At 69.2% G+C, this 20,155-nt stretch carries 22 protein-coding genes and 1 riboswitch; of the genes, 18 read left to right on the top strand and 4 right to left on the bottom strand.

What is annotated here, in order from left to right; genetic code table 11:
- Positions 1–4 precede the first annotated feature (4 nt).
- Positions 5–2,545, top strand: coding sequence for an FtsK/SpoIIIE family DNA translocase (locus tag G6N33_RS02650; protein WP_101528235.1), 2,541 nt, complete (start codon positions 5–7; stop codon positions 2,543–2,545).
- Between the two features lie 57 nt (positions 2,546–2,602).
- On the opposite strand, the gene G6N33_RS02645 is transcribed toward G6N33_RS02650, so the two are convergent.
- Positions 2,603–3,139 carry an amino-acid N-acetyltransferase gene (locus G6N33_RS02645; RefSeq protein ID WP_044513193.1) on the bottom strand — a complete coding sequence of 179 codons (537 nt, stop codon included), beginning with the start codon at positions 3,137–3,139 and terminating at the stop codon, positions 2,603–2,605.
- Positions 3,140–3,177: 38 nt separating this feature from the next.
- Here G6N33_RS02645 and pgsA point away from each other — a divergent pair, with 38 nt between their 5' ends.
- The 4 genes from pgsA to pspM all read left to right on the top strand — a co-directional run bounded on the left by pgsA (position 3,178) and on the right by pspM (position 5,939).
- On the top strand, positions 3,178–3,768 hold the full coding sequence (gene pgsA / locus G6N33_RS02640; RefSeq protein ID WP_196806430.1) for a CDP-diacylglycerol--glycerol-3-phosphate 3-phosphatidyltransferase: 591 nt from the start codon (positions 3,178–3,180) through the stop codon (positions 3,766–3,768).
- Between the two features lie 58 nt (positions 3,769–3,826).
- A complete protein-coding gene (clgR, locus tag G6N33_RS02635; protein WP_044511004.1) occupies positions 3,827–4,144 on the top strand; it encodes a transcriptional regulator ClgR in 318 nt (105 codons plus the stop codon).
- Between the two features lie 140 nt (positions 4,145–4,284).
- Positions 4,285–5,112, top strand: a complete 828-nt coding sequence (gene pspA / locus G6N33_RS02630; protein WP_044511005.1) for a phage shock protein PspA — start codon at positions 4,285–4,287, stop codon at positions 5,110–5,112.
- A gap of 17 nt (positions 5,113–5,129) precedes the next feature.
- On the top strand, positions 5,130–5,939 hold the full coding sequence (gene pspM / locus G6N33_RS02625; RefSeq protein ID WP_044511008.1) for a phage shock envelope stress response protein PspM: 810 nt from the start codon (positions 5,130–5,132) through the stop codon (positions 5,937–5,939).
- Here pspM and G6N33_RS02620 read toward each other — a convergent pair.
- Positions 5,936–6,367 (bottom strand): limonene-1,2-epoxide hydrolase family protein, encoded by a 432-nt coding sequence (locus G6N33_RS02620; protein WP_061559065.1) that lies wholly within the window; start codon positions 6,365–6,367, stop codon positions 5,936–5,938. The genes pspM and G6N33_RS02620 overlap by 4 nt on opposite strands.
- 49 nt (positions 6,368–6,416) lie before the next feature.
- Between G6N33_RS02620 and G6N33_RS02615 the strand changes: the two genes are divergently transcribed.
- Positions 6,417–7,583: a glycosyltransferase gene (locus G6N33_RS02615; protein ID WP_044511011.1), complete on the top strand. Its 1,167-nt coding sequence runs from the start codon at positions 6,417–6,419 to the stop codon at positions 7,581–7,583.
- Positions 7,584–7,622: 39 nt separating this feature from the next.
- Positions 7,623–7,817, top strand: coding sequence for a DUF3046 domain-containing protein (locus tag G6N33_RS02610; RefSeq protein ID WP_408632761.1), 195 nt, complete (start codon positions 7,623–7,625; stop codon positions 7,815–7,817).
- Between the two features lie 22 nt (positions 7,818–7,839).
- On the opposite strand, the gene G6N33_RS02605 is transcribed toward G6N33_RS02610, so the two are convergent.
- Positions 7,840–8,523 (bottom strand): (2Fe-2S)-binding protein, encoded by a 684-nt coding sequence (locus G6N33_RS02605; RefSeq protein WP_044511014.1) that lies wholly within the window; start codon positions 8,521–8,523, stop codon positions 7,840–7,842.
- Positions 8,524–8,566: 43 nt separating this feature from the next.
- Positions 8,567–8,696, bottom strand: a riboswitch (cobalamin riboswitch).
- A gap of 157 nt (positions 8,697–8,853) precedes the next feature.
- Here G6N33_RS02605 and recA point away from each other — a divergent pair.
- The 4 genes from recA to G6N33_RS02585 are packed head-to-tail and all read left to right on the top strand — an operon-like array spanning position 8,854 to position 12,594.
- Positions 8,854–9,894: a recombinase RecA gene (recA, locus tag G6N33_RS02600; protein WP_044511015.1), complete on the top strand. Its 1,041-nt coding sequence runs from the start codon at positions 8,854–8,856 to the stop codon at positions 9,892–9,894.
- Positions 9,860–10,390 (top strand): recombination regulator RecX, encoded by a 531-nt coding sequence (recX, locus tag G6N33_RS02595; protein ID WP_044511017.1) that lies wholly within the window; start codon positions 9,860–9,862, stop codon positions 10,388–10,390. The genes recA and recX overlap by 35 nt, the downstream gene beginning before the upstream one ends.
- Before the next feature lie 57 nt (positions 10,391–10,447).
- Positions 10,448–11,974 (top strand): tRNA (N6-isopentenyl adenosine(37)-C2)-methylthiotransferase MiaB, encoded by a 1,527-nt coding sequence (miaB, locus tag G6N33_RS02590; RefSeq protein ID WP_044511018.1) that lies wholly within the window; start codon positions 10,448–10,450, stop codon positions 11,972–11,974.
- Complete coding sequence (locus tag G6N33_RS02585) at positions 11,971–12,594, top strand: Rv2732c family membrane protein (protein ID WP_044511020.1); 624 nt, start codon at positions 11,971–11,973, stop codon at positions 12,592–12,594. Before miaB ends, G6N33_RS02585 begins: the two co-directional genes overlap by 4 nt.
- On the opposite strand, the gene G6N33_RS02580 is transcribed toward G6N33_RS02585, so the two are convergent.
- Entirely contained in the window at positions 12,591–13,931 is a 1,341-nt protein-coding gene (locus G6N33_RS02580; RefSeq protein WP_081662254.1) for a DUF349 domain-containing protein, read from the bottom strand. The two genes, G6N33_RS02585 and G6N33_RS02580, sit on opposite strands and share 4 nt — an antisense overlap.
- A 411-nt stretch (positions 13,932–14,342) precedes the next feature.
- Here G6N33_RS02580 and G6N33_RS27940 point away from each other — a divergent pair, with 411 nt between their 5' ends.
- From G6N33_RS27940 to hflX, 7 genes are all read left to right on the top strand, one after another.
- Positions 14,343–14,495: a hypothetical protein gene (locus G6N33_RS27940; protein WP_408632814.1), complete on the top strand. Its 153-nt coding sequence runs from the start codon at positions 14,343–14,345 to the stop codon at positions 14,493–14,495.
- Between the two features lie 8 nt (positions 14,496–14,503).
- Positions 14,504–14,632 carry a hypothetical protein gene (locus tag G6N33_RS27935; RefSeq protein ID WP_408632782.1) on the top strand — a complete coding sequence of 43 codons (129 nt, stop codon included), beginning with the start codon at positions 14,504–14,506 and terminating at the stop codon, positions 14,630–14,632.
- A gap of 480 nt (positions 14,633–15,112) precedes the next feature.
- The gene (locus tag G6N33_RS02570) at positions 15,113–16,048 is read left to right on the top strand and encodes a DMT family transporter (protein ID WP_044511023.1); all 936 of its coding nucleotides are present in this window, start codon (positions 15,113–15,115) and stop codon (positions 16,046–16,048) included.
- A gap of 84 nt (positions 16,049–16,132) precedes the next feature.
- Positions 16,133–16,828: a class III extradiol ring-cleavage dioxygenase family protein gene (locus tag G6N33_RS02565; RefSeq protein WP_101528234.1), complete on the top strand. Its 696-nt coding sequence runs from the start codon at positions 16,133–16,135 to the stop codon at positions 16,826–16,828.
- 7 nt (positions 16,829–16,835) lie between these two features.
- Complete coding sequence (miaA, locus tag G6N33_RS02560) at positions 16,836–17,777, top strand: tRNA (adenosine(37)-N6)-dimethylallyltransferase MiaA (RefSeq protein WP_044513200.1); 942 nt, start codon at positions 16,836–16,838, stop codon at positions 17,775–17,777.
- A 15-nt stretch (positions 17,778–17,792) separates the two neighbouring features.
- Entirely contained in the window at positions 17,793–18,659 is an 867-nt protein-coding gene (gene dapF / locus G6N33_RS02555) for a diaminopimelate epimerase (protein WP_044511025.1), read from the top strand.
- 46 nt (positions 18,660–18,705) lie between these two features.
- Positions 18,706–20,139, top strand: coding sequence for a GTPase HflX (gene hflX, locus G6N33_RS02550; protein ID WP_044511027.1), 1,434 nt, complete (start codon positions 18,706–18,708; stop codon positions 20,137–20,139).
- Positions 20,140–20,155 lie beyond the last annotated feature (16 nt).

The raw sequence follows: 20,155 nt of genomic DNA, 5'->3' as shown, positions 1-20,155 counted from the left end.
CCCCATGGCTAGTAAGACCGCCGCCCGCTCCGGAACCCGAACGAGCAGGTCAAAGGCCACTTCGCGGACCGGCGTGTCCCGAAGTGCGCGTCCGGCACCCCGCAAAAGGCCGGGCAGGCCCGCGAAACGGCGCAACCGGTCGGTGCTGGTCGCCACCGGGGTGACCTGTGGCCGCGCGCTGCGCGCCACGTGGCTGATGGCCGCGCGGGGCACCGGCGGCGCCGCCCGGTCGATCGGGCGCGCCCGCGACATCGAACCGGGGCACCGCCGCGACGGCATCGCGCTGGTGCTGCTTGCCCTGGCCGTCGTGGTCGCCGCCAGTTCATGGTTTAACGCCGCCCGACCGGTCGGCGCCTGGGTCGATGCGGTGCTGCGCACCTTCCTCGGCGCGGGGGTCCTGGCCCTGCCGGCAATCCTCGGCGCGGTGGCGGTGATGCTGATGCGCACCGAGCCCAACCCTGAGGCACGGCCCCGGCTGATCCTGGGCGCCAGCATGATCAGCCTGTCGCTGCTCGGCCTGCGGCATCTGTGGTCAGGTTCGCCGGGCGACCCCGAATTGCGCCGTCGCGCGGCGGGATTCATCGGCTTTGCCATCGGCGGTCCACTGTCGGATGGGCTGACCTCCTGGATCGCCGCGCCGCTGCTGTTCATCGGTGCGTTGTTCGGATTGCTGCTGCTGACCGGGACCACGATCCGCGAGCTGCCCGAGGTCATGCGCGCCATGTTCCACACCCGGTTCGTCGACGACCAATACGACGACGAATACCCCGATGAGTACGCCGACGATTACGACTACGCCGAAGACCAACCGCGCGAAGATCTTTCCGATGGCTACTACGACGACGGCGTGCGCGACGACGAGCCGCGGGCGTGGCCCTCGAGCGGCGCGCCCGGCACGCCGGTCTCGCTGGACGAGCCACCCGCCGACGAAACCCCGACCGTTCCGGCCCTGAAAGACGGCTCCGGCAAAAACCGTAGGCGCGGCGCCAAGAAGCAGGACACCCAGGTGCTGGACCGGGTCGTCGAAGGTCCGTACCACCTGCCGCCGCTCGAGCTGCTCGTCGCCGGCGACCCGCCCAAGAAACGCAGCGCGGCCAACACACAGATGGCCGAAGCCATCGGCGAGGTGCTGACCCAGTTCAAGGTCGACGCTGCCGTCACCGGCTGTACCCGCGGACCGACCGTCACCCGCTACGAAGTGGAGCTGGGACCCGGTGTCAAAGTCGAGAAAATCACTGCGCTGCAAAAGAACATCGCCTACGCGGTCGCCACCGAGAGCGTCCGGATGCTCGCCCCGATCCCGGGCAAGTCGGCGGTCGGTATCGAGGTGCCCAACACCGATCGGGAAATGGTGCGGCTGGCCGACGTGCTCACCGCGCCGTCGACCCGTCGCGACCACCACCCGCTCGTCATCGGGCTGGGTAAGGACATCGAAGGCGATTTCATCTCCGCGAATCTGGCGAAGATGCCGCACCTGCTGGTGGCCGGCTCCACCGGCTCCGGTAAGTCCAGCTTCGTCAACTCGATGCTGATCTCGCTGTTGACCCGGGCCACGCCGGAAGAGGTCAGGATGATCCTGATCGACCCAAAGATGGTGGAACTGACGCCTTATGAAGGCATTCCGCATCTGATCACCCCGATCATCACCCAGCCCAAGAAGGCGGCGGCCGCGCTGGCCTGGCTGGTCGAGGAGATGGAGCAGCGCTACCAGGACATGCAGGCGTCCCGGGTGCGCCACATCGACGACTTCAACGAGAAGGTGCGCTCCGGCGCCATCACGGCGCCGCTGGGCAGCCAGCGCGAATACCGGCCGTACCCCTACATCGTCGCGATCGTGGACGAGCTGGCCGATCTGATGATGACCGCGCCGCGCGACGTCGAGGACGCCATCGTGCGGATCACCCAAAAAGCCCGCGCCGCAGGCATTCACCTGGTGCTGGCCACCCAGCGCCCGTCGGTGGACGTGGTCACCGGCCTGATCAAGACCAACGTCCCCTCGCGGCTGGCGTTCGCGACGTCGTCGCTGACCGACAGCCGCGTCATCCTGGACCAGGCCGGTGCGGAGAAGCTGATCGGGATGGGCGACGGCCTGTTCCTGCCGATGGGCGCGGGCAAGCCGATCCGCCTGCAGGGCGCCTTCATCACCGACGAGGAGATCCAGGCCGTCGTCGCCGCTTGCAAGGACCAGGCCGAGCCCGAGTACACCGAGGGCGTCACCACCGCCAAGCCCACCGGCGAGCGCACCGACGTCGACCCGGACATCGGCGACGACATGGACGTCTTCCTGCAGGCCGTCGAACTCGTCGTGTCGTCGCAGTTCGGCTCCACCTCGATGCTGCAGCGCAAGCTGCGCGTCGGCTTCGCCAAAGCCGGCCGGCTGATGGATCTGATGGAGACGCGCGGCATCGTCGGGCCGTCCGAGGGCTCCAAGGCCCGCGAGGTGCTGATCAAGCCCGACGAACTGGCCGGGACGCTGGCGCTGATCCGGGGCTCGGGTGCTGGATCGGCCGGCGCCGACGGCGGAGACGACTTCCCGGAGGACTGACCCAGCGCGCCGAACGTGCACCTACTGGGAAAAAGCGGTCCGGATTCGCACCGGCCGTCAGAGCTTGAGCAGCATGCGGGTGTTGCCCAGGATGTTCGGCTTGACGTAGCTGAGGTCCAGGAATTCGGCAACACCGATGTCGTAGGAGCGGCACATCTCCTCGAACACCTCGGCGGTCACGGGCGTGCCCTCGATCTCGGTGAACCCGTGCTTGCCGAAGAACTCGGTCTCGAAGGTCAGCACGAAGATCCGCTCCAGCTGAAGTTCGCGGGCGACCTCGATCAGTTTGGTGACGATGGCATGGCCGACACCGTGGCCCGTCGTAGCGGGGTCGACCGCGACGGTGCGGATCTCGCCCAGGTCGGACCAGAACACGTGCAGGGCGCCGCAGCCGACCACCGCGCCGTCCAGGTCGGCAACCCAGAACTCCTGGACCGCCTCATACAGCGTCACTAGGGCCTTCTCCAACAAAATCTTGCCCGCATAGGTGTCGACGAGGTGCTTGATCGAGGGGACGTCGGAGGTCCGCGCGCGTCGGACGACAACCGTCTGGTTTCCCGGTGGGCTTTGGGTCACGGGTAACAGTATTGACATCCGGGGCGGCTGCGCTGGTCAACCGTTATTCTGATGCGGTGTCGGGCCAGCCGCAGACGGGACCTGCGGCAGGACGTGTCAGTATCGCCAACCTGGCCAACGTCCTGACGCTACTGCGGCTCGTGCTGGTGCCGATCTTCCTGCTCGCATTGTTTGCCGGCGGAGGCCACGAAACGGTCGCCCGAATCGTGGCGTTCGTGGTGTTCGCCGTGGCGTGTATCACCGATCGGCTCGACGGCCTGCTGGCCCGCAACTACGGCATGGCGACCGAGTTCGGCGCGTTCGTCGATCCGATCGCCGACAAGATGCTGATCGGCTCCGCGCTGGTTGGCCTGTCGATGCTGGCCGAGCTGCCCTGGTGGGTCACCGTGCTGATCCTGGTCCGCGAGATCGGGGTGACGCTGTTACGGCTCGCCGTGATTCGCCGCGGTGTCATCCCGGCCAGTTGGGGCGGCAAACTGAAGACTTTCGTCCAGGCGGTGGCGATCGGGCTGTTCGTGCTGCCGCTGTCTGGATCGCTGCTGACGGCGGCCTCGGTGGTGATGGGCGCTGCGCTCGTGCTGACGGTCGTCACCGGAATCGACTATGTCGCTTCAACCGTCAGAGAAATACGGCGGACGGGAACCTAGACCGTGGCGGCCGGCGTTGACCTGATTGAAGCCGCTTGGCCGGACGAAGGAGAGCAGAATGCCGCCACTGGTGCGCGAAGTCATCGGCGAGGTGTTGCGCGTGGCCCGAACCTCGCAGGGCCGGACGCTGCGCGAGGTGTCGGACACGGCGCGGGTGAGCCTTGGATACCTCTCGGAAGTGGAGCGCGGCCGCAAAGAAGCCTCCAGCGAACTGCTGAACGCCATCTGCGACGCTCTGGACGTCCCACTGTCGACCGTGCTCACCGACGCCGGTCAGCGGATGGCGACCGAGGAACGCGCGACCTCGCGCGCGGCGAACATCGACGCCAGTACCAAGGTCGTCATTCCGCCGGTGGCCTCGCTCGCGGTGGCTTGAGTGCCCGTTACTGCTCGCCAATGCCGATCGCGCGTCAAGGGTAGGGCGAACGGCGCCGACCCGATAAATTGGGCGGCAAGGTGATCGCCAGGACCTATCGGGGGTCCTCCGGCACACAGAACCGAAGGTGGAGCTAACTCATGGCCAATCCGTTCGTCAAAGCGTGGAAATACGTCATGGCGCTGTTCAACGCGAAGATTGACGAGCACGCCGACCCGAAGATCCAAATCCAGCAGGCCATCGAGGAAGCGCAGCGCACCCACCAGGCGCTGACCCAGCAGGCCGCGCAGGTGATCGGCAACCAGCGGCAACTGGAGATGCGGCTCAACCGGCAGCTGGCCGACATCGAAAAGCTTCAGGTCAACGTGCGTCAGGCGCTGACGCTGACCGACCAGGCCACCGCCGCCGGCGACGCCGCCAAGGCCACCGAGTACAACAACGCCGCCGAGGCCTTCGCGGCCCAGCTGGTGACCGCCGAGCAAGGCGTCGAAGACCTCAAGGCCCTGCACGACCAGGCGCTGCAGGCCGCCGCGCAGGCAAAGAAGGCCGTTGAGCAGAACTCGATGGTGTTGCAGCAGAAGATCGCCGAGCGGACCAAGCTGCTCAGCCAGCTCGAACAGGCCAAGATGCAGGAACAGGTCAGCGCATCGCTGCGCTCGATGAGCGAGATCGCCGCGCCGGGCAACACGCCCAGCCTCGACGAGGTGCGCGACAAGATCGAGCGTCGCTACGCCAACGCTGTCGGCGCCGCCGAACTCGCCCAGGGATCGGTGCAGGGCCGCATGCTCGAGGTGCAGCAGGCCAGCGTGCAGATGGCGGGGCATTCCCGCCTCGAACAGATCCGGGCGTCGATGCGCGGCGAGGCCCTGCCGACCGGCGGGGCGGCCGCTCCCGGCACCACACCCGCCACTCCCGCTCCCGCCGAGGGCGCCGGCGGACAGGTCGCCGAGAAGCCGTTTGGCCAGTAACCGACGGTCGGTGTGACATGGCGGTGAAAGCCACCCACGGCGGGCTCTGGCGCAACCTGCTGCAGCAGGGCTTCGACACCGCCGCCGATCTGTTCGGCTTCGTCGCCCAAAAGATCAGCGCCGCCGCGGATCCGCGGGCCCGGCTGCTGCGCCGCCGCCGCCGCGCGTTGCGGTGGGCGTGGATCTTCACACTGGGCGCCGTGTTCTGGGCCGTGCTGACCGCGGTGCTCGCGTGGTGGGGCTGGTTCGCGCTGTTGCTTCAAATCACCGGCGGGATCGCGGTGCTCGAGGTGATCCCTGCGACGTTGCTGTTCTTCCGCTACCACTGGCTGAAGTCGGAGCCGCTACCGGCGACCCGCCCCGCCGCCGCGCGCCGGTTGCCGCCGCCCGGTTCCGCGGCCCGACCGGCGATGTACGCCCTCGGCGCCTCCGAGCGAGGGTTCTTCTCGCTGCTGGGCGTCATCGAGCGCGGCGCCATGCTGCCGGCCGACGAAATCGGCGGCCTGACCGCGGCGGCCAACAAGACCTCGGCCGCCATGGCCGCCACGGCGGCGGAGGTGGTGTCGATGGAGCGGGCGGCGCAGCACACCGAATCCTCCCGGTCCTATCTGGTGCCCACCATCAACGCGTTCACCGCGCAGTTGAGCTCCGGCGTGCGGCAGTACAACGAAATGGTTACCGCCGCAGCGCAATTGGTCTCTTCGGCCAACGGCGATGCCGGGCTCGCGGCCGCCCACCAGCGCTACCGGGCCGAATTGGCCGAGGCCACCGATCGACTCACGGGTTGGGCCAAGGCGTTCGACGAACTCGGCGGACTACCGCGCTAGAACGACGCTTTGAGCGACGGAATCGCCAGGGCCGCCAGCCCGCGCAGCAACGCCTTGGTCATGTCGAAGAAATCAAAGTAGTCCCGCCACAGCGTGATTCGGCCATCGTGGACCTCGAAGACGCCACACACCCAGAACTGCAGGCGCAGCGGGCCGAAGATCAGCGCGTCGGAACGCTCGGTCAGCACCGCCGCGCCGTCGGCGGCGATGCGGTGGATCTTGACCTCGAAACCCGCCCTGCCGTCCATCCGGCGGAACAACTGCATGGCCCGGCGGCGGCCATGGATCGTAGGCAGGCCCACGTTCTGGTAGATGAGGTTTTCGTCCAAGGCGGCCGCTGCGGTCTCGAGGTCCACATCCTGCAGCGCATTCAGAAATCGTTCGACCGTGCGCGTGTTTGCGACGGCTGTCTGGGTCAGCTCGGTCATGGTGCCAGCGTAGGCGCGTGCCGGCGGCGCGTTGTGGCAGGGTAAGGCGGTGCGAGTCGCCGTCGTCGCCGGCCCAGATCCCGGGCACTCGTTTCCCGCGATCGCGCTCTGCCTGCGGTTCCGCGACGCCGGCGATGAGCCCACCCTGTTCACCGGCGAGGAATGGCTCCCGACCGCGCGCGACGCCGGCATCGCGGCGCTGCCGCTCGACGGGCTGGCGGCCACCGACGAAGACCTCGACGCCGGCGCCCGCATCCACCGGCGAGCCGCGCGGATGGCCGTGCTCAACGTGCCGGTGCTGCGCGCGCTGCAACCCGACCTGGTGGTCTCCGACGTGATCACCGCCGGCGGCGGCATGGCCGCCGAGTTGCTGGGCGTCCCATGGATCGAGCTCAACCCGCATCCGCTGTACCTGCCATCGAAAGGGCTGCCGCCGATCGGCAGCGGGCTGGCGCCCGGCACCGGTATCCGCGGCCGGTTGCGCGATGCCACCATGCGCGCCCTGACGGCGCGGTCGTGGCGGACCGGGCTGCGGCAGCGGGAGCTGGCACGCGCCGAGATCGGTCTGCCCGTCCGCGACCCCGGGCCGCTGCGCCGGCTGATCGCCACCCTGCCGGCGCTGGAGGTGCCCCGCCCGGACTGGCCGGCCGAGGCCGTCGTGGTGGGTCCGCTGCACTTCGAGCCGACCGACCGCATCCTGGAGGTCCCCGACGGTTCGGGCCCGGTCGTGGTCGTCGCGCCGTCAACCGCGTTGATCGGGACTGAAGGTCTGGCCGAAGTCGCGCTGGCGTGCTTGACGCCGGGGCAGACGTTGCCGGCCGGGTCGCGACTGCTGGTGTCGCGCCTGGGCGGAGCCGAGCTGACCGTGCCCCCCTGGGCCACGGTCGGGCTGGGACGCCAGGACGCACTGTTGGCGCATGCCGACGTGGTGATCTGCGGCGGGGGCCACGGCATGGTCGCCAAAACGCTGCTGGCCGGCGTGCCGCTGGTGGTGGTGCCCGGCGGTGGCGATCAATGGGAGATCGCCAACCGGGTGTCCCGGCAGGGCAGCGCGCGGCTGATTCGCCCATTGACCGCCGAGGCGCTGGTGGCAGCCGTCGGCGACGTCTTGTCGTCACCCCGCTACCGCGGTGCCGCACGCACCGCGGCGGCCGGCATCCGCCAGGTCGACGACCCGGTGCGGGTCTGCCATCAGGCGCTGGCCCGGGCGGGCTGAAAAGTCTCGGGATGTTGGCTGCCCAGTATGTTGGCTGATGTGCGTCTGACGGAGTTCAACGAGCGAGTGGTGTTGCGGTTCGGCGCCGCGTACGGCGCATCGGTGCTGGTGGACCACGTATTGGCGGGCTTCGGCGGCCGCACCGCCGCGCAGGCGATCGAGGACGGCATCGAACCCCGTGAGGTTTGGCGGGCGTTGTGCGCCGACTTCGACGTGCCCCGCGACCAGTGGTGAGACCGCCGGCTCAGCCGCGGGTTCACCAGCGGGCCGGCCCGCGCGCCCGAAACACGCAGTCGGCGCAGACGGATCGCCCCGGCAGCCGATAGAACAGGCAGCAGCTCGCCCGCCGAAAGCCCAGCTGCGCGTCGGTGATGGCGCCGGTTCCCGACAGCACGCCGGTGTCCAGCAGCGCGCCGGTGATCTGCAGGATCGGGCCGCGCAGGTCGGGCCGCGCGGACAGCAGCGCTCGCGCGGCGCCGACGAGGGCGGACGCGAGGTTGCCGGCTAACAGGGCCGGGGCCAGCTTGACCCGCAACCCGGCCGCGAACGGCTGCATGTGTCGCTGCACCACAGCGCGGTACAGCATCTTCGCCGCAGCGTCGGAGTCCCCGGAGACGGCCCGCCCGACGGGTTCGGGAAGGCGCAGCCGGGCCCCGTCGTCGGCACGTTCGAGGGTTTTCAGGTCCGGGACGACCTGGTGTGCCACCGCGCAGCCCAGCACCGGTGACCACAGCCGGCTGGCGTGGCCCAGATGCACCAGTGAGGCGCCGATCCGCAGATCGCCGGTGCGGTAGCGGCGGGCGGTGGCGTCGATCAAATCGGCGAAGCCGTCGGCGTAGTCCCTGCGGACCGGGTGCCATCCGATCGCGGTGCCGCCCACCGGCAAGGCGAAAAACCCTTTATACGAAGCTATTTGGGCAAGCTCGCCCGAGATGTCCATGCGTGTGCGACCGCCCTCCCCGGGGAGATCCGCCCCGGTGTCTGGTGAGCAGGCGCCGACGGTGAGTATCTGGCTTTCGGGTTCGGATGTGCCCGATCACAGTGGCGGGACCGCACCGGATTCGCACCGGTTTCCTCGAGCTTTCGCGCGGGCCCGTCGTCGCCCTTTTCGATAGCCGATGTTGCCACACGCGCGGCGTGTCGAACTTGAATCGAACAGGTGTTCGGCTACTGTGGGGAGCGCTGAAGCGGAATTGTCGGACCCCGCGCCTAGTGTCACGGCCAACCGACCGAAACAGGTCATCGAACACACTGCTATAGGAGAGGCACCATGACGCAAGCCCCCGACCGCGAGAAGGCTCTCGAACTGGCGATGGCCCAGATCGAAAAGAGCTACGGCAAAGGCTCGGTGATGCGTCTCGGCGACGAGATGCGGCAGCCGATCTCGGTCATTCCGACCGGATCCATAGCACTAGACGTGGCCCTGGGCATCGGCGGCCTGCCGCGCGGCCGGGTCGTGGAGATCTACGGCCCGGAGTCCTCGGGTAAGACGACCGTCGCACTGCATGCGGTGGCTAACGCCCAGGCGGCCGGCGGCGTCGCGGCGTTCATCGACGCCGAGCACGCCCTGGACCCGGATTACGCCAAGAAACTCGGCGTCGACACCGATTCGCTGCTGGTCAGCCAGCCGGACACCGGTGAGCAGGCCCTGGAGATCGCCGACATGCTGATCCGCTCCGGCGCGCTGGACATCCTGGTCATCGACTCGGTGGCCGCACTGGTGCCGCGCGCGGAGCTCGAGGGCGAGATGGGTGACAGCCACGTCGGTCTGCAGGCCCGGCTGATGAGCCAGGCGCTGCGGAAAATGACTGGCGCGCTGAACAATTCGGGGACCACGGCGATCTTCATCAACCAGCTTCGCGAGAAGATCGGGGTGATGTTCGGCAGTCCGGAAACCACCACGGGTGGAAAGGCTTTGAAGTTCTACGCGTCGGTGCGCATGGACGTGCGCCGGATCGAGACGCTCAAGGACGGCACCAACGCGGTGGGTAACCGCACCCGGGTCAAGGTCGTCAAGAACAAGGTGTCGCCGCCGTTCAAGCAGGCCGAGTTCGACATCCTCTACGGCCGGGGTATCAGCCGGGAAGGCTCGCTGATCGACATGGGTGTGGACCAGGGCTTCATCCGCAAGTCCGGTTCCTGGTTCACCTACGAGGGCGAGCAGCTCGGGCAGGGCAAGGAGAACGTCCGCAACTTCCTGATGGAGAACGCCGACATCGCCAACGAGATCGAGAAGAAGATCAAGGAGAAGCTCGGCATTGGCGCGGTGGTGACCGATGATGACGTCCTGCCAGCCCCCGTCGATTTCTGAGCCCACCCGCGACGAGCAGGCGCGTGCGTTGTGCCTGCGCCTGCTCACCGCGAGGTCGCGTACCCGGGCCGAGCTGTCCGGTCAGCTCGCCAAGCGCGGATACCCCGGCGACGTCAGTGCGCGCGTGCTCGATCGGCTGACCGCCGTTGGGCTCGTGGATGACCGGGATTTCGCGGAACAGTGGGTGCGGTCGCGGCATTCCAGGGCGGGAAAAAGCAAGCGCGCGTTGGCTGCCGAGCTGCACACCAAAGGCGTCGCCAAAGAGGTGATCGCCGCGGCGCTGGCCGACATCGACGGCGCCACTGAGCGAGAGCGGGCCGAAGAACTGGTCCGGGCCAAGCTGCGCCGCGAGACGCTGAGCGGCGACAGCAACGATGAGGCGCGGATCACCCGCCGGCTGGTGGGCCTGCTGGCCCGCCGCGGTTACAGCCAGAACCTAGCCTGCGAGGTCGTTCTTGCCGAGCTCGCCGCCGAACGGGAACGCCGTCGGGTCTGACGGGGAGTTCTAGCTGCGGGTTAATCCGCGGGGCACTGGTCGCCGTACCATGGCCCCGTGACTTCGACAGTGGCGCCCGACGCCGCGAGCCCGAGTGGGCCCGCGACGGGATCGGTGCGCACCTATCAGGTCCGCACCTACGGCTGCCAGATGAACGTGCACGACTCCGAGCGACTGGCCGGCCTGCTCGAGGCGGCCGGCTACCAGCGCGCCGCCGACGGAGCTGACGCCGACGTGGTGGTCTTCAACACATGCGCCGTGCGTGAAAACGCCGACAACAAGCTGTATGGCAACCTCAGCCATCTGGCGCCACGCAAGCGGGCCAACCCCGCCATGCAGATCGCCGTCGGTGGCTGTCTGGCGCAAAAGGACCGAGACGCGCTGCTGCGCAAGGCCCCCTGGGTCGACGTCGTCTTCGGCACGCACAACATCGGGTCGCTGCCCACGCTGCTAGACCGGGCCCGGCACAACCGGGCCGCGCAGGTGGAAATCGTCGAGGCGTTGCAGGAGTTCCCGTCGTCATTGCCCAGCGCCCGCGAATCCGCCTACGCGGCTTGGGTTTCCATCTCGGTCGGCTGCAACAACAGCTGCACGTTCTGCATCGTCCCGTCGCTGCGGGGCAAGGAGGTCGACCGCAGCCCGGCCGACATCCTCGCCGAAGTCCGCTCGTTGGTGGACGACGGGGTGCTGGAAGTCACGCTGCTGGGCCAGAACGTCAACGCCTACGGCGTCTCGTTCGCCGACCCCGCGCTGCCCCGCAACCGCGGCGCCTTCGCCGAATTGCTGCGCGCCTGCGGCCGCATCGACGGGTTGGAACGCGTTCGGTTCACCTCGCCGCACCCGGCGGAATTCACCGACGACGTCATCGAGGCGATGGCGCAGACCCCGAACGTCTGCCCCGCCTTGCACATGCCGCTGCAGTCGGGTTCCGACCGGATGCTGCGCGCGATGCGGCGGTCCTACCGCGCCGAGCGTTACCTCGGCATCATCGACCGGGTTCGTGCCGCCATGCCACACGCTGCCATCACCACGGACCTCATCGTCGGCTTCCCCGGCGAAACCGAAGAGGATTTCGCCGCCACCCTCGACGTGGTGCGCCAGGCCCGGTTCGCCGCGGCGTTCACCTTCCAGTACTCGAAACGGCCCGGCACGCCCGCCGCCGAACTCGACGACCAGGTGCCCAAACCCGTTGTACAGCAACGGTATGAGCGACTGATTGCGCTGCAGGAACAGATTTCGCTGGACGGCAATCGCGACCTGATCGGCCGCACCGTGGAATTGCTAGTCGCCACCGGTGAGGGCCGCAAGGACGCGCGCACGGCACGCATGACCGGCCGGGCGCGCGACGGCCGGCTGGTGCACTTCGCCGCCGACCCGTCGGTGCGTCCCGGCGACGTTGTCACCACGACCGTCACCGAGGCCGCCCCACATCACCTGATCGCCGACGCGGGCATCCTGGCCCACCGTCGCACCAAGGCCGGTGACGCTCATGCCGCCGGGCAACGTCCGCGCAGTATCGGCTTGGGTATGCCCGGTGTCGGGCCGGTCGCCACACCAGCAGAAATTTTGGGGTGTTCCCAATGACGAAGAAGCACACCGACTTCGACGCCCTGCGTGCCGAGATCGAGGCCGCGGAGCGCCGCGTCGCCCGCGAATTCGACCCGGGCGCAAGGGCATTGGTCGTTGCGATCCTGGTGTTGGTGCTGTTGGGCTCGTTCATCTTGCCGCACACCGGCTCGGTGCGGGGCTGGGACGTGCTGTTCGGCGGCCACGGCGCGCAGGCGGCCGCGTTGTCGCTGCCGTCAAGGGTCTTCTGTTGGCTGGCACTGGTTTTCGGCGTCGGCTTCTCGATGCTGGCGTTGCTGACCCGGCGCTGGGCGCTGGCCTGGATTGCGCTGGCCGGTTCGTCGCTGGCCAGCGGAACGGGGCTGCTGGCAGTCTGGTCGCGCCAGACCGTCGCCGCCGGTCACCCCGGGCCGGGCGTGGGGCTTTTCCTGGCATGGATCGCCGTGATCCTGCTGACCTTCCACTGGGCCCGCGTGGTGTGGTCGCGAACGATCGTGCAACTCGCGGCCGAGGAAGAGCGCCGCCGCGTCATTGCCGAACAGCAGTCCCGGACCCTGCTGGACACACTCGGCGACCAGGACGGCGCGGTGGACACCGCACCGCCGGATCAACCCGATACCCGCCCCGATACCCGCTAAGACTTGCGGCTCAGCGCCTCGGCGGCCGCCTTCGCCCACTGCCGCCATTGCTCGGCGTTTGCCTGGGCCTCCTGCGCTTCCTTGGTCCGGCCGGCCGTGGCCGCCTTGCGGGCCTGCTGCTCGTAATGCTCGGCGCGGGCGGCGAACTGTTCGGCGCGGGCCTGCGCCTCGGGGTCCGACCGATTCGCGTCGCCGGCGTCGCGCACCTTCTTCTCGATCGCGCGCAGCCGTCGCTCCAGGTCGGCGGACTTCTCCCGGGGGACCTTGCCGATCGCATCCCACTTGTCGGCGATCGCACGCAGTGCGGCCCGAGCCGCCTCGTGATTGCCGGTGTCGATCTTCTCGGCCTCGGCCAGCAGCGCCTCCTTGGCGGTGGCGTTCGCTTGCAACTCGGCGTCCTTCTCGGCCGTCGCGGCATTGCGCGCGCTGAAGAACGAATCCTGGGCGGCCTTGAAGCGCCGCCACAAGGCATCGTCAACCTCGCGGCTCGCCCGTCCGGCGGCCTTCCACTCGGTGAGCAGTTTGCGGAATTCCGCGCTCGTGCCGGCCCAATCCGTCGAGTCCGACATCTCCTCGGCGCGCTCGCAGAGCCGCTCCTTGGCCTGCCGCACGCCGGCGCGTTCGCGGTCCAGCTCGGCGAAATGCGACCCGCGCCGCCGATTGAACGCTTCCCGCGCGGCCGAGTAACGCTTCCACAACGCGTCGTCGACCTTGCGGTCCAGGCCGGTGATCGTCTTCCACTCGTCGAGGATCTCGCGCAGCCGGTCGCCGGCGACTTTCCAGTGCGTCGAGTTGGCGGCCAGGTCCTCGGCCTCGGCGGCCAGCGCCTCCTTACGGGCGGTCTGCGCGGCACGATGCTCGTCGCGCCGGGTCCGCTCGGCCGCGACCGTGGCCTCGGCGCGCTCTACCAGCGTGGCCAGTCGGCCGGCGAGGACGTCGATGTCGCCCAGCACGGAGGCCGTCGGCAACGTCTCGGCCAGCGCCGCCGCGTTGGTCTTGATTTTGCGGGCATCACCGCTGCCGGATGCCAGACGCTCCTCCATCAGCGTGACTTCGGTGTTCAGGTCGTCGAACCGCCGGCCGAAGTGGGCAAACGCCGCCTCCGCGTCGCCCGCCTGCCAGGAGCCGATGACGCGTTCGCCGGCCGAGCTGATCAACCAGATGGTGCCGTCGTCGTCGACGCGCCCGAACCGATGCGGATCGCTGGCCGGCGGCAACACCACCGCGTGCGCGCTGGGACGCGGTGTGGGCCCGGGGCCGGGACGAGGACCCGGACGTGGTCCGGGCCGGGGAGTGGGCTTGGGAGCATCGCTGGCGCGGGGCTCGTCATCGGTCATGTGCTCGTCACCTACCCTTCGCGCGGTCCATGTCCCGCGCACCTGCCGCGCGTAGCGGCACCCATACGGCCAGGAGAGCTGCTGCGGGTCTGCCGCGTCGACAGCTGCTCCGTCACCGATTCCACCAGTATTCAAGCAGCTTGGCGGGCCGAGCGCCGCAACCTTATGATCGCCGCTCGAGTAGCAACCGTCGAAACCGAGAGAACCGGATGGACACGGTGGATGATGCCGCGTTGCTCGCGTTGGGTTCGGCGCTATGGGTGGCGATCGGCGACGCGCTTCAGCAACGCGCGACGCATCGCCTCACCGACGCCTCGCTTAGCGGCGCGCAGCTGTTGGCGAGGCTGGCCCGCAACCCGCGCTGGTGCTGCGGCCCGCCGCGGTGCTGTTCGCCTTCATCTCCGGTTCGTTATGGGGGTTTTCGCCGTGCTCACCAAGGGCGTCGTGCATCGGCTGAGCGACGGCGGCTGGGGAGTGTTCGCCAGCGCGGAGCTATATGCCTGGCTGGCGGTCGCGATCGGGAAATCGGATGGCAACAGTCGGCGTTCCGGGCCGGCGCGCTGACGGCCTCCATGCCGACGCTGCAGGTTTCCCAGCAGGTCGTGGCGGGTTTGCTGGGTGTGGTTGTCCTCGGCGAGACGCTCGACACCGGGCGAGGCGGCAGATCGCGCTGGCGGTGGCGGCGTCGCTGGTGGTGGTAGCGGCCGCCGAGCGCGCCAGGGTGGACACCGTCGCGACTGGCCGGCGTGTCGCGGCGGCGCTCGGTGATGCCGCGGTGCAGACCGCCCCGCCGAGGCTGGGTCACAGTTCGATTCCACCGTTGCCCAGGCCATATTGCGACGTCGTATCCAGCGGGTACGGTTGTCGAGACGTGGGGGAATTGAGGCTGGAGGGGCCTTGAGGCACGTCAACGACGACGGGTCGGTGCCGGGGAAGCGTCCGGAGGGGCTTCTGTGACACCATTGGACGCGGGTTCGACGGTCCTACCGGATGTCACCGACCGGCCATAGCCGCGACACAGGTTGTACATAGGTTCGTGAACTTAGGTATTGCGCAGGGCCGTTTTCCGCAAGTAGCGCGGGGTAGTTGCTCCGTATCAGCGGGAGGCCCCGACAACGGGCAATGATTGCCCGGCGCAGGTCAGGGCCGATGTACTGTTGCGCCGGGGGAGGGGATCGCAGATGAATAAGACGGATGTCGCGGTTCTCCTAGCCCTGCTGGCCGCGTTTGCGTCGGCGCTGGGCAATGTCGTGCGTCAGCGGTCCGCGCAGGAGATCACGGACAAGCCGGTGGGCCATCTCGAGCTGTTCCGGCTGTCGGTACGGGACGCAAAGTGGTGGCTGGGCGCCGGCGGGGCGATCGCCAACTACGCGCTGCAGGCCGCCGCCTTGACGCTGGGCTCCGTCATGCTCGTCACCGCGCTGCAGGTCACTGCGCTGCTGTTCGCGTTGCCGATCTATGCCCGCATGACGCGGCGTGCGGTCAGCCGCTGGGAGTGGACCTGGGCGCTGCTGTTGGCCGCCGCACTGGCGGTGGTGGTCACTGTCGGCGACCCCGATGCCGGGGCCTCGCGCGGCAGCTGGCAGACGTGGTTGGTGGTGGCGTTGGTGATGGGCCCGGCCATGGTGTTCTGCGTGGTGGGCGCCCGGATCTGGTCTGGGGCGGTGGCCGCGGTGCTGCTGGCCATCGTCGCCGGGTCGTCGCTGGCACTGTTCGCGGTGCTCACCAAGGCGGTCGTCGAGGTGGTCGGGGATGGCGTCGGTGCGTTGCTGCAGACCCCCGAGTTCTACGCGTGGATCGCTGCCGCGCTGGCCGGAATGATCTTCCAGCAGTCCTCCTTCCGGGCTGGTTCGTTGACCGCGTCCCTGCCCACATCGGTCGTCGCCAAGCCGGTCGTTGGCTCGATTCTCGGCGTGGCGGTGCTCGGTGAGTACCTGGACTGCAACGGCCCGGCCAAGTTGGTGCTGGCCGCCGGCGTGGTGGTGGTGGTCGTCGCCACCGTGGCGCTGGCCCGCGGTGAAGCCGCGACCATGTCGAGCAAGGTCGCGGAGAAGCTGGCGAAAAAGGCACTGAAGAAATCCGCCGAGATGCGGCTTGCCGAGGTGGAGTGCCGCTGACCGCTGAGGTCGGCGGGTGTCTCCGAGGATCGGCGGGCGCGGCGTTCGGCCCGCGGCCCAACGGCCGTCGGTTAGTTTGGTGGCGTGTTGAGCGCCATCGCGATCGTGCCGTGCCCGCCGGTGCTGGTGCCCGAGCTCTCCGGTGCGGCGACGGTCGAGATCGCCGACCTGACCACCGCGGCGCTGGCCGCCGCGGCGCTGCTGCCGCCCCGGTGGATCGTCATCGGAACCGGCAGCGCGGATGCCGTGGTGGGACCCGACGGGGTCGGGACTTTCGCCGGGTACGGCGCCGATGTCCGGGTTCGGCTGGCACCCCGAGTCGGCGAAGTGACCGAGTCGCTGGCGGACTTCCCAATCTGTGCGTTGATCGCGGCCTGGCTACGCGGCCAGGCCCGTCCGGAGGCCAGCGCCGAGGTCCGCATCTACCGCGCCGATCGCGACCCTCGGGCCGCGCTGGTCCTGGGGCGGCAGCTGCGCGCCGAGATCGAGCAACTGCCCGAGCCGGTTGGCGTGCTGGTCGCCGCGGACGGCGCGAACACCCTGACCGCCAGCGCGCCCGGCGGTCACGACCCCGGCAGCGTAGCGGTGCAGCGGGTGCTGGACGACGCCCTGGCAGACGGGGATATCGCCGCGCTGACGCGGCTGCCGGCGGGAATCCTCGGCCGGGTTGGGTTTGCGGTGCTGGCCGGGCTGGCCGAGCCCGGCCCCCGTTCGGCCAAGGAGCTCTATCGCGGAGCGCCCTACGGCGTGGGGTACTTCGCGGGGGCCTGGCAGCTCTGAGGTGGCCGTGCGACCACTGGCGATCATCGGCCCCACCGGAACCGGCAAGTCGCAACTGGCTCTCGACGTCGCCGAGCGACTCAGCGGCGAGCGCGGCGCCGAGGTCGTCAACGCCGACGCCATGCAGCTGTATCGGGGCATGGACATCGGGACGGCGAAGCTGCCCGTCGACGAGCGTCGCGGCGTCCCACACCACCAACTCGACGTCCTGCACGTCACCCAGACCGCGACCGTCGCCCGCTATCAGCGGGCGGCCGCGACGGACGTCGAGGCGATCGCGGCGCGCGGCGCGGTGCCGATCATCGTGGGCGGGTCGATGCTCTACGTGCAGTCGCTGCTCGACGATTGGTCGTTCCCGGCGACCGATCCGGCGGTGCGGGCGCGCTGGGAGCAGCGACTCGCCGAGTCCGGGGTGGGCGAGCTGCACGCCGAGTTGGCCCGCCGCGACCCGGCCGCGGCTGCGGCCATCCTGCCCACCGACAGCCGCCGCACGGTCCGGGCCCTCGAGGTCGTTGAGCTCACCGGCCAGCCGTTCGCCGCCTCCGCGCCACGCATCGGCACTCCGCGCTGGGACACCGCCATCATCGGATTAGATTGCGACACAAGAATTCTGGACGAGCGGCTGGCCCAGCGCACCGACACCATGTTCGCCCGCGGCCTGGTCGAGGAGGTGCGCGCGCTGGTGGCCGAAGGCCTGCGCGAGGGGGTTACCGCAGCGCGCGCCCTCGGCTACGCCCAGGTGCTGGCCGCGCTCGACGCGGCCGACCCCGACGCCTTGCGCGATGCGCGCGAGCTGACCTACATCGGCACCCGGCGCTATGTGCGTCGGCAGCGGTCGTGGTTTCGCCGCGACCACCGGGTGCACTGGCTCGATGTCGGTACCGCCACCGAATCCGACCGCGCCCGCGTCGTCGCGGACAGCCTGCGGGCGTGGCGGCACGTAACCTGAACAGGTGATCCGCCCATGATCTTCGGTAAAGGGCACGGCACCCAGAACGACTTCGTCCTGCTGCCCGACGTCGATGCCGCGCTGTCGCTCACGCCGCAGCGGGTAGCCGCGCTGTGCGATCGGCGTCGGGGACTGGGCGCCGACGGAGTACTGCGGATCACCACCGCGAGTGCGGCGGTGGCGCTCGGCGTGCTCGACCGGCTGCCCGACGGCGTCGACGCGGGCGACTGGTACATGGATTACCGCAATGCCGACGGCTCGATCGCCCAAATGTGCGGCAACGGGGTCCGAGTGTTCGCGCACTACCTGCGCGCCAGTGGCATGGAATCCCGCGACGAGTTCGTCGTCGGCTCGATGGCGGGACCGCGGACGGTCACCCTGCACCACGCGGATGCCACCAACGCCGACGTCACCGTCGACATGGGGAAGGCGAACCGGCTGGGGAGCGGTGAGGCGGTGGTAGGCGGCCGGCGGCTGAGCGGGCTGGCGATCGACGTCGGCAACCCCCACCTGGCGTGCGTCGATCCGCAGCTTTCCGGTGACGAGCTGGCCACCCTGGACATCGCCGCACCGGTGCAATTCGATCCCGCGCAATTCCCGGAAGGGGTCAACGTCGAAGTGCTCACCGCGGCCACCGACGGTGTGGTGAGGATGCGCGTCCACGAGCGCGGCGTCGGTGAAACCCGGTCCTGCGGAACGGGAACGGTCGCGGCAGCGGTGGCCGCACTCGCCGACGCCGGGGCAGACACCGGGACGCTGACGGTACGCGTGCCCGGCGGTGATGTGGTGGTCACCATCACCGATGCGACCAGCTATCTGCGCGGCCCCTCGGTGCTGGTGGCACACGGCGAAGTGAGCGAGGCGTGGTGGCACGCCCAATAATTCGGATGCACGTCACGGACCTGGCGTGCACTATTGCTAGTTGGCTATGACATACCCAGATACCCCCAATGACCGTCCGCCGGTCGACACGCCGGAACCCAGCGTCGGTGAACTTGCTCTCGAGGACCGGTCGGCATTGCGTCGCGTCGCCGGGCTGTCGACCGAACTCGCCGACATCTCCGAGGTCGAGTATCGCCAGCTGCGCCTGGAACGTGTCGTGTTGGTCGGCGTGTGGACCGAAGGCAGCGCCGCCGACAACCAGGCCAGCCTGGCCGAACTCGCGGCGCTGGCCGAAACCGCCGGCTCGCAGGTGCTGGAGGGCCTGATCCAGCGTCGCGACAAGCCCGACCCGTCGACCTATATCGGCTCGGGTAAGGCGCAGGAGCTGCGAGACGTCGTCGTGGCGACCGGCGCGGACACCGTCATCTGCGACGGCGAGCTGTCCCCGGCGCAGCTCACCGCGCTGGAAAAGGCCGTCAAGGTCAAGGTGATCGACCGCACCGCGCTGATTCTGGACATTTTCGCCCAGCACGCCACCAGCCGGGAGGGCAAGGCGCAGGTGTCGCTGGCGCAAATGGAGTACATGCTGCCGCGGCTGCGCGGCTGGGGCGAGTCGATGTCTCGGCAGGCCGGTGGTCGCGCCGGCGGCAGCGGCGGTGGTGTCGGTTTGCGCGGCCCCGGTGAGACGAAGATCGAGACCGACCGGCGCCGCATCCGCGAGCGGATGTCCAAGCTGCGTCGCGAGATCAAGGACATGAAGCAGGCGCGCGACACCCAGCGCAGTCGCCGGTTGCACAGCGACATGCCGTCCATCGCGATCGTCGGCTACACCAACGCCGGCAAGTCCAGCGTGCTCAACGCGCTGACCGGCGCCGGGGTGCTGGTGCAGGACGCGTTGTTCGCCACCCTGGAACCCACCACGCGGCGCGCCGAATTCGAGGACGGTCGGCCGTTCGTGCTCACCGACACCGTCGGATTCGTCCGGCATCTGCCCACCCAGCTGGTCGAGGCGTTCCGTTCGACGCTGGAGGAGGTCGTCGACGCCGACCTGCTGGTGCACGTCGTGGACGGCTCCGACGTCAACCCGGTGGCGCAGATCAACGCGGTGCGCCAGGTGATCTCCGAAGTCATCGCCGACCACCAGGGGGATCCGCCGCCGGAGCTGCTGGTGGTGAACAAGGTCGACGCGGCCAGCGATCTGACCCTGGCCCAGCTTCGGCACGGGTTGCCCGGCGCGGTTTTCGTGTCCGCGCGCACCGGCGAGGGCATCGACGCGTTGCGCCGTCGCATGGCCGAACTCGCCGCGCCCGCCGACACCGCGGTCGACGTGGTCATTCCCTACGATCGTGGCGACCTGGTCTCCCGCGTGCACGCCGACGGTCGCGTGCAGCAGGCCGAACACAGCGCGGAGGGCACGCACATCAAGGCCCGGGTCCCGGTCGGCCTGGCCGCGAGCCTGCGGCAATTCGCCGCGGACTGACGCGGGGCCGCCGCCG

It is taken from the genome of Mycobacterium simiae (genome assembly GCF_010727605.1).
Taxonomy (GTDB): Bacteria; Actinomycetota; Actinomycetes; order Mycobacteriales; family Mycobacteriaceae; genus Mycobacterium; species Mycobacterium simiae.
Note: the sequence above shows the minus strand (reverse complement) of the source record. Positions and strands in the feature narration are given on the sequence as shown.

What these genes read in the sequence shown, in the direction of transcription:
- G6N33_RS02580 (WP_081662254.1), bottom strand. Translation starts at nt 13,931, where the DNA reads ATGACCGATGACGAGCCCCGCGCCAGCGATGCTCCCAAGCCCACTCCC.
- G6N33_RS27935 (WP_408632782.1), top strand. Translation starts at nt 14,504, where the DNA reads ATGCCGACGCTGCAGGTTTCCCAGCAGGTCGTGGCGGGTTTGCTGGGT.
- G6N33_RS27940 (WP_408632814.1), top strand. Translation starts at nt 14,343, where the DNA reads ATGGGGGTTTTCGCCGTGCTCACCAAGGGCGTCGTGCATCGGCTGAGC.
- hflX (WP_044511027.1), top strand. Translation starts at nt 18,706, where the DNA reads ATGACATACCCAGATACCCCCAATGACCGTCCGCCGGTCGACACGCCG.
- G6N33_RS02620 (WP_061559065.1), bottom strand. Translation starts at nt 6,367, where the DNA reads ATGACCGAGCTGACCCAGACAGCCGTCGCAAACACGCGCACGGTCGAA.
- recX (WP_044511017.1), top strand. Translation starts at nt 9,860, where the DNA reads ATGATGACGTCCTGCCAGCCCCCGTCGATTTCTGAGCCCACCCGCGAC.
- G6N33_RS02570 (WP_044511023.1), top strand. Translation starts at nt 15,113, where the DNA reads ATGAATAAGACGGATGTCGCGGTTCTCCTAGCCCTGCTGGCCGCGTTT.
- pspA (WP_044511005.1), top strand. Translation starts at nt 4,285, where the DNA reads ATGGCCAATCCGTTCGTCAAAGCGTGGAAATACGTCATGGCGCTGTTC.
- pspM (WP_044511008.1), top strand. Translation starts at nt 5,130, where the DNA reads ATGGCGGTGAAAGCCACCCACGGCGGGCTCTGGCGCAACCTGCTGCAG.
- clgR (WP_044511004.1), top strand. Translation starts at nt 3,827, where the DNA reads ATGCCGCCACTGGTGCGCGAAGTCATCGGCGAGGTGTTGCGCGTGGCC.
- G6N33_RS02605 (WP_044511014.1), bottom strand. Translation starts at nt 8,523, where the DNA reads ATGGACATCTCGGGCGAGCTTGCCCAAATAGCTTCGTATAAAGGGTTT.
- dapF (WP_044511025.1), top strand. Translation starts at nt 17,793, where the DNA reads ATGATCTTCGGTAAAGGGCACGGCACCCAGAACGACTTCGTCCTGCTG.
- G6N33_RS02650 (WP_101528235.1), top strand. Translation starts at nt 5, where the DNA reads ATGGCTAGTAAGACCGCCGCCCGCTCCGGAACCCGAACGAGCAGGTCA.
- G6N33_RS02645 (WP_044513193.1), bottom strand. Translation starts at nt 3,139, where the DNA reads ATGTCAATACTGTTACCCGTGACCCAAAGCCCACCGGGAAACCAGACG.
- G6N33_RS02585 (WP_044511020.1), top strand. Translation starts at nt 11,971, where the DNA reads ATGACGAAGAAGCACACCGACTTCGACGCCCTGCGTGCCGAGATCGAG.
- recA (WP_044511015.1), top strand. Translation starts at nt 8,854, where the DNA reads ATGACGCAAGCCCCCGACCGCGAGAAGGCTCTCGAACTGGCGATGGCC.